Annotated in this window: 17 protein-coding genes, 1 pseudogene and 1 riboswitch; of the genes and pseudogenes, 17 read left to right on the top strand and 1 reads right to left on the bottom strand. The window is 38.5% G+C overall.

Annotated features, from left to right (window positions below):
- Positions 1–156: 156 nt before the first annotated feature.
- Positions 157–486 (top strand): recombinase family protein, encoded by a 330-nt coding sequence (locus tag ACIQZG_RS21885; protein ID WP_402757850.1) that lies wholly within the window; start codon positions 157–159, stop codon positions 484–486.
- 312 nt (positions 487–798) lie between these two features.
- Here the strand turns inward: ACIQZG_RS21885 and ACIQZG_RS21890 are convergent, their stop codons facing one another.
- On the bottom strand, positions 799–2,973 hold the full coding sequence (locus ACIQZG_RS21890; protein ID WP_402757852.1) for a DNA topoisomerase III: 2,175 nt from the start codon (positions 2,971–2,973) through the stop codon (positions 799–801).
- A 200-nt stretch (positions 2,974–3,173) separates the two neighbouring features.
- On the opposite strand from ACIQZG_RS21890, the pseudogene ACIQZG_RS21895 reads away from it, so the two are divergent.
- From ACIQZG_RS21895 to ACIQZG_RS21970, 16 genes and pseudogenes are all read left to right on the top strand, one after another.
- Positions 3,174–3,956: pseudogene (locus tag ACIQZG_RS21895) on the top strand (DNA topoisomerase); the annotation flags it as partial.
- Positions 3,957–4,025: 69 nt separating this feature from the next.
- The gene (locus ACIQZG_RS21900) at positions 4,026–4,310 is read left to right on the top strand and encodes a topoisomerase C-terminal repeat-containing protein (RefSeq protein ID WP_402757880.1); all 285 of its coding nucleotides are present in this window, start codon (positions 4,026–4,028) and stop codon (positions 4,308–4,310) included.
- Positions 4,311–4,372: 62 nt separating this feature from the next.
- Positions 4,373–5,104 (top strand): nuclease-related domain-containing protein, encoded by a 732-nt coding sequence (locus ACIQZG_RS21905; protein WP_402757854.1) that lies wholly within the window; start codon positions 4,373–4,375, stop codon positions 5,102–5,104.
- Between the two features lie 530 nt (positions 5,105–5,634).
- Positions 5,635–6,993 (top strand): aspartate kinase, encoded by a 1,359-nt coding sequence (locus ACIQZG_RS21910; protein WP_402757856.1) that lies wholly within the window; start codon positions 5,635–5,637, stop codon positions 6,991–6,993.
- Between the two features lie 97 nt (positions 6,994–7,090).
- Positions 7,091–7,276 carry a hypothetical protein gene (locus ACIQZG_RS21915; RefSeq protein WP_402757858.1) on the top strand — a complete coding sequence of 62 codons (186 nt, stop codon included), beginning with the start codon at positions 7,091–7,093 and terminating at the stop codon, positions 7,274–7,276.
- 313 nt (positions 7,277–7,589) lie between these two features.
- Positions 7,590–8,273, top strand: coding sequence for an adenosylcobinamide amidohydrolase (locus tag ACIQZG_RS21920; RefSeq protein WP_402757860.1), 684 nt, complete (start codon positions 7,590–7,592; stop codon positions 8,271–8,273).
- On the top strand, positions 8,270–9,226 hold the full coding sequence (gene cbiB / locus ACIQZG_RS21925) for an adenosylcobinamide-phosphate synthase CbiB (protein WP_402757862.1): 957 nt from the start codon (positions 8,270–8,272) through the stop codon (positions 9,224–9,226). The genes ACIQZG_RS21920 and cbiB overlap by 4 nt, the downstream gene beginning before the upstream one ends.
- Complete coding sequence (locus ACIQZG_RS21930) at positions 9,213–10,307, top strand: pyridoxal phosphate-dependent aminotransferase (RefSeq protein WP_402757864.1); 1,095 nt, start codon at positions 9,213–9,215, stop codon at positions 10,305–10,307. The genes cbiB and ACIQZG_RS21930 overlap by 14 nt, the downstream gene beginning before the upstream one ends.
- Positions 10,308–10,916 (top strand): histidine phosphatase family protein, encoded by a 609-nt coding sequence (locus ACIQZG_RS21935; RefSeq protein WP_402757866.1) that lies wholly within the window; start codon positions 10,308–10,310, stop codon positions 10,914–10,916.
- Between the two features lie 14 nt (positions 10,917–10,930).
- Positions 10,931–11,506: a bifunctional adenosylcobinamide kinase/adenosylcobinamide-phosphate guanylyltransferase gene (locus ACIQZG_RS21940; protein ID WP_402757867.1), complete on the top strand. Its 576-nt coding sequence runs from the start codon at positions 10,931–10,933 to the stop codon at positions 11,504–11,506.
- A gap of 280 nt (positions 11,507–11,786) precedes the next feature.
- Positions 11,787–12,563, top strand: a complete 777-nt coding sequence (cobS, locus tag ACIQZG_RS21945) for an adenosylcobinamide-GDP ribazoletransferase (RefSeq protein WP_402757869.1) — start codon at positions 11,787–11,789, stop codon at positions 12,561–12,563.
- On the top strand, positions 12,536–13,132 hold the full coding sequence (locus ACIQZG_RS21950; protein WP_402757870.1) for a histidine phosphatase family protein: 597 nt from the start codon (positions 12,536–12,538) through the stop codon (positions 13,130–13,132). Before cobS ends, ACIQZG_RS21950 begins: the two co-directional genes overlap by 28 nt.
- Positions 13,084–13,476, top strand: coding sequence for a bifunctional adenosylcobinamide kinase/adenosylcobinamide-phosphate guanylyltransferase (locus ACIQZG_RS21955; protein WP_402757872.1), 393 nt, complete (start codon positions 13,084–13,086; stop codon positions 13,474–13,476). Before ACIQZG_RS21950 ends, ACIQZG_RS21955 begins: the two co-directional genes overlap by 49 nt.
- A gap of 20 nt (positions 13,477–13,496) precedes the next feature.
- Positions 13,497–13,991, top strand: a complete 495-nt coding sequence (locus tag ACIQZG_RS21960) for an ECF transporter S component (protein ID WP_402757874.1) — start codon at positions 13,497–13,499, stop codon at positions 13,989–13,991.
- Complete coding sequence (locus ACIQZG_RS21965; protein ID WP_402757876.1) at positions 13,988–14,674, top strand: hypothetical protein; 687 nt, start codon at positions 13,988–13,990, stop codon at positions 14,672–14,674. Before ACIQZG_RS21960 ends, ACIQZG_RS21965 begins: the two co-directional genes overlap by 4 nt.
- A 107-nt stretch (positions 14,675–14,781) precedes the next feature.
- Positions 14,782–14,969: riboswitch (cobalamin riboswitch) on the top strand.
- 346 nt (positions 14,970–15,315) lie between these two features.
- Complete coding sequence (locus tag ACIQZG_RS21970; RefSeq protein ID WP_402757878.1) at positions 15,316–18,312, top strand: S-layer homology domain-containing protein; 2,997 nt, start codon at positions 15,316–15,318, stop codon at positions 18,310–18,312.
- Positions 18,313–18,568: the final 256 nt, after the last annotated feature.

Consider the following 18,568-nt stretch of genomic DNA (forward strand, 5'->3'; position numbering starts at 1 on the left):
AGAAAAGGACTGTTCTCGCTAACAGTCAAGTAACACAATAGAGTATTTGATTGGATTGCTCTGTTTATACCCGTGCCGTATTTTTTGAGTTTTGACACCGATAAGTCGATGTGAAAGTATCGGTATATCAATCGGTGTCATAATTAAGTGTCATAAGTGAATGTAAAAAGAGGAACCGAAATTACAGTATGTGGATATGCTCGTGCTTCAACAATTGGACAGGAACTAGAAGCACAGGTTCAAATGTTAGAACAAAATGGTGCTAGTGTCATTTACAAAGAGAAGTTCACTGGAACTAAAACGGGTAGACCACTGTTCAATGAACTACTAAATGTTCTAAAAGAAGGCGATACCCCTATGGTAACTAAACTTGATTGCTTTGCTCGTTCTGCTTCACAAGGAAGTGATTTAATAAAAGATCTTATTTCCAAAGAGGTAAAGGGGCGTAGGGGGGCCGATATTGAGGTAGGGTATCATCCTATTTAAATGTGATCTCTGAAAGCCACAATAATTGAGGTTGTAAACGAAACGACTTGTTTAATCTCATTACGATGGAAAATATGTCCCCTAAAAATAGGGGACTAAAAGGGACTGAAATTTACCTTTCAAAAGTAAAATAGCTATACAGCATTTATATATTTTGTTTAAAAGTATTTAACCTTTAAGAGTATCTATTACCCTTGATATATCAATATTTATCTATCATAACTGTAAGCGATGACGTCAATACAGGAAAAACGACTACATCTGAAGAGCGACAAACTACGTTCAATGACAAGTTGAACGTAGAAATGTTGATTATTGCGGAAATTTAAAATTAATCTTACGTTCTTTTTCATCCCAAATAAGGTGGGCATTAAAAGTTTTCTCGCCTTTTTTAAATCCTTTTATTAAGTCTGTTTCACCAGCTGCCAAAAGTTTTTTCATATTCGATTGTGAAATAGATTTTCTTAAAAGTTTCTTTGAAACCGAAAATTTACAATTAGCTGTTTTATAATTTGAACACCCGTAAAAAGTGCCATGATCTATAATTGATCCCTCGCAAAGGATACATTTCCCAACAACTGTTTTTTCTTTTTTATATTTTTTATTATACGGATTATTTGCAGTGATTTTATCGACTACATTTTGATTAAATGCCCATTTCTTTTCACGCTCGTTAGCATCTGTAATCAATTTGTCAGCAAGCTTTTTTACTTGTTCCATAAATGCTTTAGGAGAAGCGTTGCCTTCACCTATTTCAGATAGTCGTTGCTCCCATTTGGCTGTCATGGAAGGGGACGTTAAGATACTTTCACCTAGGGCCTCAATTAGTAACATACCTTTAGCCGTTGCAAAGACTTGGTTTTTCTTAACTTCGATATAGTTTCGATCTTTTAATGTCCCAATAATTCCAGCGCGTGTAGCTTCAGTACCTAATCCTTCCGTTTTCGATAAGACCTTTTCTAATTCCGTATCTTCTAAATGTTTACCAGCTGTTTTCATTACGGTAATCAAATTACCTTCAGAATAACGATTTGGTGGCTGGGTTTCACCTTTTTTTATGTTCGCTTTCGCAACGGTACCTTGCTCATTCTCATGTAAAAGGGGGAGCAGTTCATCTTTGTCTGAAGGTGAGTTATCTTTAGAATGATATATAACCTTACGCCAACCTTCTTCCAGTAGTACTTTGCCCTTAGAGATGAATTCTGCACGTTTATCGACAAGTGAATGAATCGTTGTGTAAGAAAATATGGCATTATTGTAATGTGCTGCAATGACTTGTCTCGCGACTAAATCATAAATCTTTTCTTCTTCTGTACTTAGCATTGCTACATCTGGTATTTGCTCAGTAACAATAATTGCATGGTGATCAGTTACTTTTTTTTCATTCACATATCTTTTATTATTCATAATTGAACTTGTCGGTGGCGGAAGAAGACTTTTAAATTTATCAATTTTACTTAATTGCTCTAGTATCTTCGGTAGTGTTTTTGCTTCTTCATTCGTTAAAAATTGTGAATCAGATCTTGGATAGGAAACTACGCCCTTTAAATAAAGTTTTTGCAAAATATCAAGTGTTTTCTGTGGTGAGAATTTATAGGCCTTGTTTGCTGTAGCTTGTAATGCAGATAAATTAAACAACAATGGAGGAGCGTATTCCTTTGTTTCTTTCTTAATACTCCTAATTTCTACATTTTTATTGATACAGAAATTAGCAATAGCAATAGCTTGTCGTTCCTCTTGAACCCTTGAAATGTTATCTTTATGCCATTTTGCTTTTAACATTTTTCCATCAAAAATAAACTCTGTTTCCACTTCCCAAAATGTTTCTGATTTAAAACTCGCAATTTCATGCTCTCTCTTTACTATTAGTGCAAGTGTAGGTGTTTGTACACGACCAATTGAAAATACATCTTTCACGCCATTTCGTTTGAGGAGTACCGTGTATAATCTGGATGTGTTAATGCCAATTAACCAGTCTGCACATGAACGACTTAGTGCTTCAAAGTAAATATCGCGTGTTTTCTCTTCTGGTAGTAAGTTTGCAAACCCATTTTTTACAGCGTTTTCTGTTAAAGATGATATCCATAGACGTTTCATCGGTTTGTTAACACTGCATACTCTTAAAATGGTGCGGATAATTAATTCACCTTCGCGCCCAGCATCACCACCAATAATGATTTCTTGAATGTCAGGTCTTTTTACTAAACTTTTAATGACATTAAATTGTTTATACTTTGACTTAGTCACTTTATATTCAAATCGATCTGGAATAATAGGTAATGTTTCTAATGTCCATTTTTTCCATGTGGAATTATATTCCTCAGGAGCTTTCAGTTCACATAGATGTCCAATCGCCCATGTGATAAGTGCTCCAGCTGGAAAGTATGTGTTTGGCTTAACTTCAAAATAACCAGTTTTTTTTGTAAAAGAAAAAGGGGCAGCTAATTTAGCAGCTTGGTCTGGTTTTTCTGCAATTACTATTTTCATATACTCTTCTCCTATTAATAATAATTACAACTTCTTGTATAATAATTATAAATGAATTTTCAGTATAACGGTTATATTAATAATTGTGACCATCTTTTATTAGGAAATCTAATTATGTTGACTAATAATCAAGGCTTTTCTACATTTTAATTAAGTCCAAAATAATTAAGTCCATTTTATGTAGATAAAGAACAGAATCAAAGAATCTGCCGACGAATTTCGCAGTTGGCATCGACAAACATCTTCAGGCTCTTAGTGCATTACCTGAGTATTCAAATGTGGTAGCAGGATTACGTGAGAATTCAGGGCATATACAAAAAGTTATGCATTCAAAACGCTATGTTGATGATAAAAAATTGACCGATCACCACGCGATCACAGTCACAGATACAGTACCAAAACTTGAAAAATTAAATCCACTTGAGCAAAAAGTTTATCATTTAATTGCTAAAAGATTGCTTGCTATCTTTATGCCGCCATATGTATTAGATAAAACGGTTATGTTTTTATCATCAAATGGTGAGTACTTGAAGGCTAGTGGCAATATGGTAGTAGATAAAGGTTTTACTATTTTGTACGAGACTCATCGTAAAAAAGAAGAAATGCCGTTACCACTACTTACAAAGGGACAGGAGATACCACTGCTCGGGAAGGAAATACTTTCGAAAATGACAGAGCCGCCTGCTCGCTATACGGATAGTACGTTACTCGATGCGATGTTTCATGCGGGTCGTTTTGTTGAGGACAAGGCTTTGCAGGCTAGTTTAAAAGATGCAGAGGGGATCGGAACATCAGCAACACGCGCGGAAATTTTAGAGAAACTCATTACGATTGGCATGATGGCACGTGAGAAAAAATCCTTTGTAGCGACACAATTTGGTATCGATGTGATAGCTAGTTTACAGGGGCATGACGTTGTTTCGCCAGTACTAACGGCTGTCTGGAGTAAAAAGCTAAAGGACATTGTCGATGGCACCTTATCTTCAGTAGCATTTTATCAGGAAATGCTTGCTTATATTGATGAAACGACAGCAAGTATGAAGGCGTTAGAGATGGCTGTAGCAGAAAAAGAAGTCGTTAAGGTGGGACGCTGTCTTGAATGTAGTGGCGATGTGATTGAAGGGTTTAAAGGGTATAGTTGTTCGAATAAAGGCTGTAAGTTTTTCATCGCCAAGGTTATTATGAAGGGCAAAATCACACCGAACGATGCGAAAAAGCTATTGCTTGGAAAAGAAACCCGTGAAATACGTTTTACTTGGAAAAGTGGGAAAAAGGGCAAGGCAAAACTCAAGTTAGAAGATGGAAAACTGGCGTTTGTTTTTGCCAATACAAATTAAAATGGAAAGTGTAAAAAAGGTTGATTGCATCGCCAATCAATCTTTTTTTTGAGGCTAAGAAGATGGCAAAAATTTATCAGCATGAAAGACAACTAGAAAAAGAAATAAAAAAAATAACAAGGAGACGATTTTTGCATCGATTTGGTTCACTCATAGGTGTTTTACTCGTCGTGTACATTCAATGGAAGTGGGAGCAAGTAGTATGGACAATCATGGCTGCGGCATTTGTTGCTTTATATATGTGTCGTCAATTCACATTGAAAAATCAGTATGGGAAGGTTAAAGCCGGACTAGTAGGTGAGGATAAGGTACTACGTATTCTAGCTAAGCTGCCAAATACTTACTCAGTATTTCCAGATGTGCTTGTTGTGAGTGGGCGTAAGGAAAGTCAATTAGATACGATTGTAGTAGGACCAAGTGGTGTATTTGTTGTAGAGGTGAAAAATTACGCTGGTGTGATAAAAGGGAATGCAGATGATCAGAGGTTGCATCAAATTAAGCGCAGGTCTGGTGAGTCAACCTTTTATAATCCAGTCAAGCAAGTATCTACACATGCGTATCGATTACATCAATTTTTACGTCATCATGGGATGGATATATGGGTGCATGGAGCGGTCTATTTTGCAAATGAGTCGACGAAGGTGAATGTTGTCAATAGCACAAACACCCCGATTTTTTCAGCGTATACTAATGAAAGTAAGCGTTTACTTATTTATATAGAAGAAAGTCAGGGGCAAGAACTTTCAAAACGTGAACAAAAAGCAATTGAAAAGTTGTTGCAAAGCATTTTGTGATAGAAAGCAAGTGAAGTAGACTTGTTTCTCTCCTTGCAGTTTGAAAACTATTTTTTAGAAAGCAGTTTGGTCAGCACCAAAAATCGGGGATGACATTTGGTTAAAGCGTAGAACAATATTAAAATGCTGGTGGATTAAAGTGAAGGCTGGGCGCTTTCGTGACCAACTTCTTGTTGGCCCGAGACCCTGGAGTGAGTTTGTGAGTGAAGCAGTTCATCATACACTCCCGGGAAAGCGCACAGCCAGCGCGAAAATCAAATTCAAGTTACGATGATGGACTAGAAAGCTGTTTCAAACAAAGATTCTCCCGATTATGTGAGAGGAATGAAAAAAAATAATAAAAACCTTAACTATTTCACATGAAATCCGTATAATAAACAAAATGGTGCGAATATTTCCCATTATTAAAAATTAAATTGCTTGAATTTTTGAAATTGTATTGACGTAGAGAATGATAATTTGTACACTGTGTACAATCAATTGTTTTTTCGGGAAATACACTCATTTTAAAAAGTTAGGATTTGATGAACATGATCGTATGTAAATTTGGTGGAACATCAGTAGCAAGTGCAGAACAAATTCAAAAAGTGGCGGGGATTGTAAAAGCAAATCCGGCACGTAAAATCGTAGCTGTATCAGCACCAGGAAAACGCTCAAGCGACGATATTAAAGTAACAGATTTACTCATTGATTTAGCAGAGACAGCTCTTAATAATGAGGACATAGAATCTAAAGTACAAATAGTCGTAAATCGATACAAGTCTATTACTGATGAGTTAAATTTAGATAATACAATTTGTGATGTGATCGCAGACGATTTACGTGAACGCGTGCAAGGTGATAAATCAAATAGAGAACTATTCGTAGATAGTCTAAAGGCATCTGGAGAAGACAATAACGCGAAGCTAATCGCTGTATACTTTAACTCAATTGGCATGCCAGCACGTTATGTAAGTCCAAAAGAAGGTTTAGTTGTAAATGACTTACCGGAGCGAACTTTTGCATTGCCTGAAGCTTATGAAAATTTAGCTTCTCTAAAAAATTCAGAAGAAATCATTGTCTTCCCTGGTTTCTTTGGCTATACAAAAGCAGGCGTATTACGCACATTTGACCGTGGGGGCTCAGATATTACAGGCTCCATTTTAGCGGCAGCTGTAGAAGCCGAGTTATACGAAAACTTTACAGATGTAGACTGTGTATTCTCTGCAAATCCAAAAGTTGTGAATGATCCAGTGGAAATTAAAGAAATCACATATCGCGAAATGCGCGAATTATCATATGCAGGTTTTTCTGTCTTCCATGACGAAGCTTTAATGCCTGTTTACAAGATTGGGGTGCCGGTTAACATTAAGAATACAAATAATCCTTCTGCTCCTGGTACACGTATCGTGCCAACTCGCTTAACATCAGGTCGTCCAGTGACTGGGATTTCTGCTGATAGTGGATTTTCAACTTTATATGTTTCAAAGTATTTGATGAACCGTGAAGTTGGTTTTGGACGTAAGCTATTGCATATTTTAGAAGATGAAAACATTTCCTATGAACATACTCCATCAGGATTAGACGATATTTCAGTAATAATGCGTTCAAATCAACTAACACCAGAAATTGAAGAACGAATTGTGTCTCGTGTGAAAAATGAATTACATGCGGATGATGTACAGATGCGCCATGGCTTCTCGATGATTGTGATTGTAGGAGAGGGTATGCGTAATAACACTGGTCTTGCTGCACGTGCAGCAACTGCTATTTCAAGAACTGGTGCAAATATTGAAATGATTAACCAAGGGTCATCAGAAGTTAGCTTAGTATTTGGTGTATTACAAAAATTCGAAAACCAAATTTTACAAGCGCTTTATGGAGAGTTTTTTGCACCTGTAAATGCATAGACAAAGAACACTAATTCAGCCATCCTCGGTTGGATTAGTGTTTTCTTTTTCGCTAGAATAAGGTAGAATCGAGGGCAGAGAGTTAGGGGGAACAAAAGTGAATAAATTAGCATTTGGCATGGGTCTTTCGGTAATCGGTATATTATTTGTATGTTTAACGATTATGGATGTACTGCCAGCATCTACTAAAACGATGAAGTTTGTTTATATCGGCATTGGTTGGGTATTTATCATCGCTGGATCAGTTGTTCGTTTTAAAAATTTGAAATCGAAGCAACAGTAAGATTAAGGAGGTGTCTTAATAGAAAAGATATCTCCTATTTATATAGTGAGGATAGATTCGAATAGTGATAATATCCTAAAAATGTTATGCGGTTAGTATAAAAGTAGGTGTTTCTATCTGAATAATATTGTTTTTTACGCTAAAGTTATGTTACAATTTTGAATAAAAGAATATTTAAATAATAATAGTTTTATTCCTATATTGCTTGAAAAGAATTCACGAGTTCAAGTAAACCATGTATTTACATAATTATATGAACGAGACAAATTCTGTTAGGCAGGAATTTGTTTTTTTGTTTTGGGAGGGCGAAATAATGGTTGTGCTTCAAAAGGAACATGTCAAAATTACGGACCAATATGTAGCCTTACAGATGGAAAAGCCATTAAAAGTAGTATCATCAGCAATGCATAATCCTGGTTTTGGTTATTACAGTAATTTTGTTAATCGATCGGTATCTTATCAATACGATGAGCGGTATCCTCATGAAGAATTAGAACGCTTTTTAGAAGGGGAGGGCTTTCATCCATCTAATACGGTTGCGATGATGACTGCGGTGTTTGCGCGTTATGCAACTGTTCGAGAGTTTGACTATGAAGGCAATCGGATTGTGGTAATGATTACAGCAGGTCTTGGAAATGCTGTTGATATTACACGTTCGTTCCATCGTCAGGAGCAGTATCATGCTGGTACAATTAACACTTGGGTGCTGATTAATGGAAAATTGTCTGATGAGGCATTATTTCAGGCGATGATTTCAACAACTGAGGCGAAGGTTAAGGCACTATTTGACGAAGAAATCCTAGATCCGACTACAGGTACGCAAGCAACTGGCACATCAACAGATAGTTTATTAATTGCGTCCACTGAAGAGGGAGACTATCATCAATACGCGGGTCCGATTACTATGCTTGGCAAAGTTATTGGTCACGGCGTTTATGAAACAATGCGTGAAGCGATTCAAAAATATAAAAAAGATAAAGAGGAGAATCCACTATGATAGCAATGATGATCGCCTGTATCATTGGGCTAGTATTTGATCTAATTGTAGGGGATCCCCCAAAATTGCCCCATCCAGTTCGTTGGATTGGTAAACTGATTGAATCACAGACTGAGTTATGGAATAAAGGAAGAATGCGTAAAACGCGAGGCTTGATTATGGCACTGGCAGTTGTAGGAACAACCATGTTTGTCGTGACAGCAATTTTACTTATTAGTTATAATGTTAGCTTTATATTTGGCGTTGTTGTGGAAGGATTATTAATTGGTATAGGTTTGGCACAACGTAGTCTAAAGGAGGCAGCGATGGCTGTGTACGAACCGCTTGCAAAAGGTGATTTTGCAGAGGCACGTGTGAAGCTATCGTGGATTGTCGGGCGAGATACTGAAAAGCTAGACGAAGATGAAATTGTACGTGGTGTCGTAGAAACTGTATCAGAAAATACGAGCGACGGTGTAACAGCTCCTTTATTTTATGCGTTTTTATTTGGCGCAATTGGTTTATGGGGGTATAAGGCGGTCAACACATTAGACTCGATGATTGGCTATAAAAATGAAAAATATCAAGACTTTGGCATGTTCGCGGCAAAGTTTGATGATGTGTTGAATTTTGTTCCAAGTCGTATAACGGGGTTATTAATGGTGCTCGGTACAAAAAATGAAACAAGTGTGTCGCTCGGTGGGCGTTTTAAACGTTGGCTGAAAGACGCGAAAAAACATCCAAGTCCGAATAGCGGTTATTTAGAAGCCGCAACAGCTGTTCAATTAGGAGTACAGCTTGGCGGTAAAAATTCATATCAAGGTATTGAATCTTTTCGAGCGACAATGGGGGAGAAATTAGTTCCCTTAACGAAAGAGCATATTGCAAAAACGGTTATACATATGCGTATTGCGACGTTACTCTTTATGCTCGTAATGATAGCGGTGGAGGTGTTTATTCTTGCAGTTGCCTAATCATGGAGCCAATCCACAAAATGTGTATGGCCAGCTTGGGCTGGTTATGCCAACAGAAGTGTATGATTTTAGTGAAAATGTCAATAGTGCAGGTCCTCCTCCATTTGTAGAGGCACGATGGCGTACTTTTTATCCGTTAATTCAGCGTTATCCTGATCCGGATGGGGAACCATTTCTATCGAAAGTAGCTACTTTTCATGGGGTATCTAAAAATACAGTGTTACTTGGAAATGGTGCATCTGAATTATTTAGCGTACTGGCAAGACGTTATGAAAATAAACGAGTGATTGTCATACATCCAACATTTGCTGAATATGAACGAACGTTAAAAGCTGCAAATGCGGAAGTTGTATCTGTTGTAGTTGAAGATGTTATGCAATATGCTTTGCCGATGGATCGTTTATTTTCGGAAATGATGGATGCAGATGCATTAATTATTTGTACACCTAATAATCCGACTGGTGTACTGCCCCAAAAGAGGGAGTTGATGCAACTAATTGCGCATGGAGCAAAGGTTCAGTGTGAGCTTATTTTTGACGAAGCGTTTATAGATTGGGTCAGCGAAGATTTTTCGCTGATAGGCAGCGTGGCAGAGAATCCACATGTTATTGTCGTTCGTTCAATGACAAAGATGTACGCTATACCTGGACTACGCCTAGGTTATTTGGTTTCAAGTCCAGAAATTGTGGCAACACTTAAAGAAATGTTACCACATTGGAATCTAAATGCACTTGCATTAGTATTAGGTGCAGGCTGTTTGGATGAAAAAGATTATTGTACTAATGCAATAGCGCATGCGACTATACAACGACAATGGTTACAAGAATTTTTAACACTGCATGGTTGTCAAGTTACAAACAGTGTAACGAATTACGTATGCTTTTCATTACCACAGTCAAATGATCCAGATGATTTTTTTACGTATTGTTTAGCAAAAGGTGTCGTGTTACGTCATACAAAGAATTTTAAAGGGCTTGACGGAAAATGGTTCCGTGTGGGGATGAAGGATATTACAACAATGTCGCGTTTACATGGCTGTTTAGAGGAATGGTTTAATACAAAAAAAGCAAGGGTGAGATAAATGACAATGTTTTATCTTGTTAGACATGGGGAGACTGTATGGAATAAAGAACAGAGGTTACAGGGGTGGCTTGATTCACAACTAACATCTGATGGTATTATGCATGCAAAAAAATTAGGTGAACATTTAAAGAGTGTAAAATTTGCAGCGGCTTTCTGTAGTTCAAGTGAGCGTGCAAAGGAAACTTTATCTTATTTAGTTCACGATAAAAACTTGCCAATTCACTATGTAGATGATTTGCGTGAAATTAATCTAGGTAATTGGCAAGGTAGAACAATTGATGAAGTACGACAGCATGATCGGTACGAGTATGAAGTGTATACTGATTTTCCTGCACAATTTATTGCCACTCATACAGAAAGCTTTGGTACAGTCACTGAGCGCGCGATGTATGCCCTGAAAAATATTGCTAATCAATATCCGGATGATAAAATTCTACTAGTGTCCCATGGTGTAACGATTAAATGTATCGTGAATGCCATTTTAGGTAGAAGTATTAAACAACTATGGGCACCACCAATAATTGAAGACACAAGTGTCACAATTGTAGATGTAGAAAACGATCAATGGCGAGTAAAAGAAATCGGCAGTACGTTGCATTTACAATAAGGAGGCGTTAGTGCATGCCACTTATTTTTATAACGGGTGGGGTACGTAGCGGCAAATCTTATTTTGCTGAACAAGCTGCCGTAGCCCAATATCAAAACGAGCCGTTCAAACAAAAACGGCTCGTTTATGTTGCGTCTGGCGTGGCAACAGACAATGAAATGGAAAAACGGATTATACGGCATCAAGCGGATCGTTTAGCACAGGAGGTGTCATGGCACACAATCGAAGCACCTTATCGTGTGGATTTAGCCTTTAGTGAGTTGGCTGCAGGCGATGTTGCCCTATGGGATTGTGTGACAACATGGCTAACCAATGCATTTTATGAAGGTTTCGACTCTGGAACGCCATGTGTAGGAAAGCCTGGTTGCTTAAAGGAAAAGCTACGAGTGATGAAAGAATCGGTAGTGACGTTACTGAAAAAAAAGGTGACGCTTTTTGTCGTATCCAATGAATTATTTGATGAGCCTTCTTATACGAGTGAGGAGGTCGAACTATATCGACAAATGCTCGGGGAACTGCATCAATGGTTTGTTTCAGTCGCTAACACTGCATATGAAATGGATTATGGTGTCGTGAAAAAATGGAAATGAATTGGCTGGGTTGTTAAAGTGGTGCGGGTCACTCGAGGTAGGGAGTGAGTCGCTCAACATGAAGAGAAGATCGCTCAAGTTCAGTGCTGAGCCGCTCAACATGAAGAGAAAATCGCTCAAGTTCGGTGCTGAGTCGCTCAACCTGGTGAGAAGGTCGCTCAAGTTCGGGGCTAAGTCGCTCAACATGAGGAGAAAGTTGCTCAACCCTACTATGATTTTATTTGTAAGGATGTATAAAAATTTTCGATAGTTACCAATAAACAAGAAAGAAGGCAAGGCGTTGAAAAATAGTTGGTATAGCGTATTACTCGCATTTCAGTTTTTTACAGTTTTGCCTGTACATAAAGAAATTCCGTTGACGAAATCCACCATCACTGGTATGTTTGCCTTTTTACCATGGGTGGGTGCCATCATGGGAAGCCTTGTGGCTGCAAGTATTTATGGTTTAACGGAATGGACAGCAAGTAGCGAAGTCCTGCTTACTTTTGTCATCATAGGATTATTTGCGCTCTTTACGGGTGGTCTCCATCTGGATGGATTTATCGATATGGGGGATGCTTATTTTTCATATCGGGACCGAGAGAAGCGACTTGAAATTTTAGATGATCCACGGGTAGGAGCATTTGGCGTCATGTCAGTGCTATTTTTAGTGCTTGGAAAATTTGTGGTTCTCCATGAACTGTTCGTGCAGGAAAAGCTTGCGTTATGGACATTGATATTTATTCCGCTCATCACAAGGGTGGGCATGAGTTTTTACTTTATGTCCTTGAAGTGTTCAAAGGAGAAGGGACTTGCGTACTTTTTTAAAACGCATATAAAATCAGGGGTACTAGTAGCGCTAATGATTGTGACACTCATACTAGCGATTAGTGGCGTAGGTTTTGTGACTGGTAGTTTATTTGTGCCAATTGTTTTGTTAGCTGTTTTAGCTATTGCACTTTTGGTGTTTCGTCACTTTACATTACGGAATTTTGGTGGTGTCTCGGGTGATTTACTCGGCGCTTCGATTGAAGGAATGGAGGTCGTATTATGGGTGACATTGTTAGTGTTCGTCTAATGCGACATGCGCCAACGAAAGAAAACCTTGAAAAGCGTTATCTTGGCTGGACGGATTCACCTTTAGTGGATGGATTCGTACTTCAAAAGGTGGATCAAAATGTGACTAAAGTATATGGTAGTGATTTATTGCGCTGCCAGCAAACAGCCGAAAGTTATTTTCCAAATGCAACCTACATAAGTGAAGCTCTTTTTCGGGAAACGAATTTTGGTGATTTCGAAGGCAAAACATATGATGAATTAAAATCAGACGAGCGTTATTGTGCATGGTTAGATAATCCGGTCGAACATATCCCACCAAACGGAGAAGGTTTTGATATGTTTTGTGCCCGAGTTGTTGAAGGGTTTCTAACCTTACCAAAAGATGAACAAGACTATGTACTAGTTCTACATGGTGGTGTAATTCGTGCATTATTAGTTCGTTTTGCACCAGAGGAAAAAACTTTTTGGTCATACGATGTACCACATCATGTAATGTTTACATTAACCTTCTCACAAGAAGCTTGGAAGGAGGGGGCGAGATGCATGTCTTTATCGGTGGCGCCTATAACGGGAAAACCGACTATGTAATGAGAAAGCTTGAAGGCCAAGATGTTTTTCTCGCAGATGGCTTTATACCAGAAAACATCCCATCTTACAAAGTGTTGGTAATAAAAAACTTAGACAAATGGCTCATAACACAAAACTTAGAAGACGATGAGGTACTTGTCGCAAATGTTTTAACACGACTAAAGGCTCTTGAAGAAAAATGTACGCTGTATATAATTGTGACGGATATGGGACGTGGCGTTGTACCAATGGAAAAACAAGCGAGGATGCTACGTGATACGTGTGGTCGGTTGTACCAGGCGTTATTTGCGGAAGCAAAGCAAGTGGTTCGTATTTGGTATGGTATCGGCGAGACTATAAAATAGATAGAAAAGAGGAAATGGATATGGATAGACAAAAATTAACGAACTTGACGCTAACAGCTATGATAGCAGCAATTTGTGCTATTGGCGCAGTCATTAAAGTACCATCTTTTGTATCAACTGCGGCACTAGACTCTGCACCTGCTTTTTTAAGTGTAGCGTTCTTATCACCTATGTTAGCGGGCGTTGCGGGTATGATAGGTCATTTTATTACAGCACTAACATCAGGATTCCCACTTGGGCCTTTGCATCTTATTATTGCAGCGGAAATGTTTGTAGTAGTTTGGCTATTTGGTATTATGCATAAAAAAGGATTGAACTTTTGGAAATGGCCAGTAGCACTTATTTTAAATGGGATCATTGCCCCACTGCCATTTTACTTCATCATTAGCCCGGCATTTTTCTGGGGGGCATTACCCGGTCTGTTCATGGCAACACTTATTAACTTAGTGATTGTCGCTGTAGTGATGCCAGTTATTTCGAAAGTGTTTGTACGAAAAGAAGGGCGGGCACATTGAGAAATGCTGTGAAAATTGGTGGGTTGATTGCAACAACAGATAATGCCGCGGCCATTGGTGAAAAACCACAAGATATTGTGAGTGCGTCTGACAAATTGACTGCGTATTTAACTGCGCGTGTTACATTTTTAGAGCAACTTGCTGCAAATGCTATTCCTACACATATTTTACTTGCGAATTTTTCAGGAGATGATGCATGGAATCGCTACGTGGCAGGGATTGAACAGGTATTTGATGAAATAGGTCTTGTGCGTCCACGTGTAGATGGTTCCTCTGAGTCAAATATGCCGACATTGCAATCCGGCTTATCGATTACGATGCTTGGTGAGGTACAAAAGCGTACCGAATATGAACATAATAAACTTATTTGGTACACATATGGGCTACCCCTTGTCGGTAATGAGGTGCTAGAGCAGCCTGAAAATGTTGCCCAGTTGCAACCAATTTTTGACGCTTGGCAAGAGGAAATTGTGCAGCAAGTTTGGCCAGTTGGATCCAAAGGACTTCAAGTTGAGTTTTCACGATTATTTGGTGATAATAAAGTAGAGTGCTCACTAGATATTACCAAAACAGCAGGCCCATGTACTGTCATATTACTTGGGGTACACTCGGGAAAAGAAGAACAGGCACAAAATATTTTCACTAGAAATTTTGAAAAATTGTGTATAACTGAGGGTTCCTAGACCATTGACGAACAAAAGTAGAGGCTTGTAAGTTTCAAAGTGCGAATCTTCTATTTGAAAAACCAAACACAGTATGTAAGATTTGTTTAGGAATTTAAACATAATATATAGTATTTTGAACAAGCGGTACCATTATGGTTTAATAGGGAATTCGGAAATAGAGTCATCTAAAGCCGGAGCTGTCCCCGCAACTGTGAGTGTTGACAAATGATCAAAAAGCCACTGTGAAAAACGGGAAGGCAATCATTTGGCTAAAGGCACGAGCCAGGAGACCTGCCGTTACGTTCAAGAAAACAACACATCTTCGGGGATTGAGAGGTGGAGGCGAGAGATCTGTCCACTTCCATTTCCGATTTTTATGCGACCATACAACCGCTACAGGTTGTGTGGTCGCTTTTTTGATGTTGAGGATGGCCATGATTACGTGCATTTATAACCTACTGACCGTTGCCATCAAATAAGCTATGAATGTCCATTTGATGGCTATCTTAAGGATCCATAAAAGTGGAAGTAAGCTGAGGAGGACGTGGATCTTGGTGAAAATAGATTTTTAAATATTTTAATAATTTAACCTAATTTTAACCTTCGTAGTTTAATATGTGGATGAAATATTAGTAAAGATAATTACGGAGGAGAGAAACATGGTGAAAAAAAAGCTATTTATTTCTACAGTAGCAGCGGTAGTAGCTGCAACATGTGTTGTACCTACAGGAATGGACATAGTAGCGGAGGCAGCAACGCCAAAATTTTCGGATGTGTTGGAGAGTAATAGTCATTATGCAGCCATTATGGACTTAGCAAGCCGTGGCATTATTAAAGGCTACGCGGACGGAACTTTTGCACCTGAAAAGCAAGTGACACGTGGACAAGCTGCCAAAATGATCGTAGGAATTTTAGGATTAGATACAGGAAATGTCGCTAATGCTGGATTTCGAGATGTATCGCCACAAAATGAATATGCAGGGGCAATTGCTACACTCAAACAGGCAGGCATAATAGATGGATATGCTGATGGCACTTTCCGTCCGAATGAATCGATTAAGCGCAATCATATGGCGAAAATAATTACACGTGCACTTAGTCTAGAAGGTTCTGCATCTGTAGAATTACCATTTACAGATCTACACAGTGACTATAAAGAGGCGATTAGTACATTGTTTGAATATGGCATTACAACAGGTACAACAGCGACGACGTTTGGTGGAGAGAATTTTGTGGCAAGGGGGCAACTGGCTTCATTTATCGTCAGAGCTGAAAGGGCAGTGCAGGCAATTCAATCAGATCAACCCGAAAAGGAGAAGGCAAGCGCTGAAATAGTATTAGAGACTTTGACGATAGAAGAAATCAAAAAAGACAAAGTGAAAGCCGAAGATCAGGAATGGACAATTGGTGCAAATGTTCAAGCAATGCTAAATGAAAGAAATGCTGCTGCATTAGAAGGTGCACGTATTGACGTGATCTTTGTAGAAGGCGAAATTGCAGATCTAGTATTTATTGAATTGAATACATCTGGGCAACAAGGCGCCAATATTACATTAGATGGTGGTAATTCAATATTTACTGGCAACATTACAGTCAATGCAGATTTTGTTGAACTGAAAAATATGATCATCACTGAAAATGTTGTGTTGACAGATCGAGCAAAAACAAATGTCGCAATCAATCAGGTAGAGGTAAAAGGTGAGTTGATTATCCAAGAGAGAGCTCCTATCGTCACAGCTTCACTTACAAATGTAGCAACACAGTTTTTTGTAACAGAAGAGGGGGGAGGGCTAACTCTGAGCGTTCATAGTAGTGTGCTAGGAAGAGTATCAGCTGCTGGATCAGCAACTATCAACTCGGATGGATCAATACCATATGCAGTTATTTTTCCTACTATCCAGATTATAATTAATGCACCTCGTGTAGGTGTAGCAGATTTCTATCTAGGGCAAAGTACTGAAGTATCGGGAACAGCAATGATTGATAATTTGATACTTCGGTCTCCTGAAGACCTACAAAAGTTGTTCCTTCAGTTGCTTAATCAACAGCAGGGATTGTTAATGGAACAGCAAGTGTTTTTGGAACGGTCACAACAGCAAGGACTGTTGTCTAACTCTACGCAACAGCAAATGCAAACCACAATGAATGAATTAAAGAAAAAACTAGAACAAATAAAGCAACAACAAGAGCAGGCAAACCAACAGGGAGCTCAACAAGGTGATAGCGAAATGAAACCAAATGTAATTATTGGAGGTTCTTTAAGCATAGGCAATCTACTCGTAGGTACTCCTCAAGCTAATATTAGCCTACAGCCATCAGTGAGGATTACGAATGTTAGAGCTACGGTTCCTCTAGAACAATTACGCAGGATGATTGGTGCTCAACCTGGACAAATAACGAATTTTATAACAGCTGCTAATACACAAGTACCTTATAATACCCCATCATCCAATAGTTCAACAGATAACGGTTCTAGTAGCGATAGTAGCTCTGGAAGTAGCACTGATACGGGCCTTACTAACACGGATTTAATTCGTCTACAACAGGCAATTGTAGAGGCGAAATCAGGGTTAGTGGAGGTTTCAGTAGACGGATCAACAATTGCAATTCATCGCCAATGGACGACAGCAGAAGTGAAAGCAAAGTTTAGTGAAGTACTAGAAGAAGCAGAGCGTACTGCCGCTAAAGTAAATGTAACCAATTCAGAAGCTTTGACAGCCTACAACAAGCTTATAGTAGCAAAACGTGTCTATGATGCTGCCAAACAATATGGCACAATGAAGCTATCAACAGAAAGTCTTGCAAACTATATTTCAATGGCAAAGTGGAAGTTAGCAGAGTTTGAAGAGTCTATTTTACGTGAAGATTTAGCGATTTCGAACAATGGGCAAGATATTCCACAGTCGAAACAGTGGATACCTAGAAGTGTTAAAGAGGCATTTGCAACTACAATTGCAGATGCAGAAAAAATGAAGGCAAATGCGGAATCAGGTGAATTTCAGCGGGTTGCTTCTCTAACAGATATGAACATCTTACTAGCAAATACAAATTTATCACAAGAAGATCTTAACAAGATGGCGGAAAAATTAGAAAAGCTTATGAATGTTCAGCCACTTAATGGTTTACAAGAAGTATTCGCTGTGCAAAGTTTGTTATCGGGTCAACAGATTACTGTACCTAATGATGAAATTACTAATCATACAAGTATTTTCAAAGAGATTAAAAATCTAATAGGGCAAGATTATCCACTGACAGAAGAGCAACTTGAAATCGATAATAATCAAGTAACGGTCACTTTACATGAAGCGATAACCTATTTAAATCCCGAGACATTTGAATTTACTGAATTGATCCCGGCAATCACAGCGCAAGTAACGATTATTCCAGAAATTAGCCTTGATACAGCAACATTTACTCAAAATGGATTGATTTTAACAGCTTCTAATAGTATTACTGTGGATGTAGGTGAGGTATTAACGTTTACAGTCGATGGGCAAAGTATTGAAGGAACAGTTGCTGTAAATCAAGCTACTAATGAAATACGTATTGAATTTGTAGATAGTACGATTCAACCAACTAACATCATTACAGCTATTTCGAGTGAGAATTATCAATTTAAGTTACCAAGTGAAGGGTTGACGGTCGTGCAAGGATAAATTAGTATACATGCATATTAATTAACTAAAATAATCCGGTCACTCGTAGGTAAAGTTTTAGGTGAATCGCCAAAGATTCGTTTAGACACAAACTCTATTTCTAGCTGTTTTATATCTATCATTAAAATAAGCAACCGACATATAATGTTGGTTGCTTATTCTTGGTGCGCCCGGCATGCACATGAACTATAGGGTGTAAGTCCCGAACCCCGAAGACAGAAGTAGAGGTTAGCCAAGAGCAAGGGTGTCCGTGGTG

Source organism: Lysinibacillus sp. NPDC096418, from assembly GCF_044762775.1.
Lineage (GTDB): Bacteria > Bacillota > Bacilli > Bacillales_A > Planococcaceae > Lysinibacillus.

Bases quoted from the DNA above. Each gene is read 5' to 3' on its own strand.
- ACIQZG_RS21910 (WP_402757856.1), top strand. From the start codon at position 5,635: ATGATCGTATGTAAATTTGGTGGAACATCAGTAGCAAGTGCAGAACAA.
- ACIQZG_RS21935 (WP_402757866.1), top strand. From the start codon at position 10,308: ATGACAATGTTTTATCTTGTTAGACATGGGGAGACTGTATGGAATAAA.
- ACIQZG_RS21970 (WP_402757878.1), top strand. From the start codon at position 15,316: ATGGTGAAAAAAAAGCTATTTATTTCTACAGTAGCAGCGGTAGTAGCT.
- ACIQZG_RS21950 (WP_402757870.1), top strand. From the start codon at position 12,536: ATGGGTGACATTGTTAGTGTTCGTCTAATGCGACATGCGCCAACGAAA.
- ACIQZG_RS21900 (WP_402757880.1), top strand. From the start codon at position 4,026: ATGGCTGTAGCAGAAAAAGAAGTCGTTAAGGTGGGACGCTGTCTTGAA.
- cbiB (WP_402757862.1), top strand. From the start codon at position 8,270: ATGATAGCAATGATGATCGCCTGTATCATTGGGCTAGTATTTGATCTA.
- ACIQZG_RS21905 (WP_402757854.1), top strand. From the start codon at position 4,373: ATGGCAAAAATTTATCAGCATGAAAGACAACTAGAAAAAGAAATAAAA.
- ACIQZG_RS21890 (WP_402757852.1), bottom strand. From the start codon at position 2,973: ATGAAAATAGTAATTGCAGAAAAACCAGACCAAGCTGCTAAATTAGCT.
- ACIQZG_RS21920 (WP_402757860.1), top strand. From the start codon at position 7,590: ATGGTTGTGCTTCAAAAGGAACATGTCAAAATTACGGACCAATATGTA.
- ACIQZG_RS21960 (WP_402757874.1), top strand. From the start codon at position 13,497: ATGGATAGACAAAAATTAACGAACTTGACGCTAACAGCTATGATAGCA.
- ACIQZG_RS21955 (WP_402757872.1), top strand. From the start codon at position 13,084: ATGCATGTCTTTATCGGTGGCGCCTATAACGGGAAAACCGACTATGTA.
- ACIQZG_RS21940 (WP_402757867.1), top strand. From the start codon at position 10,931: ATGCCACTTATTTTTATAACGGGTGGGGTACGTAGCGGCAAATCTTAT.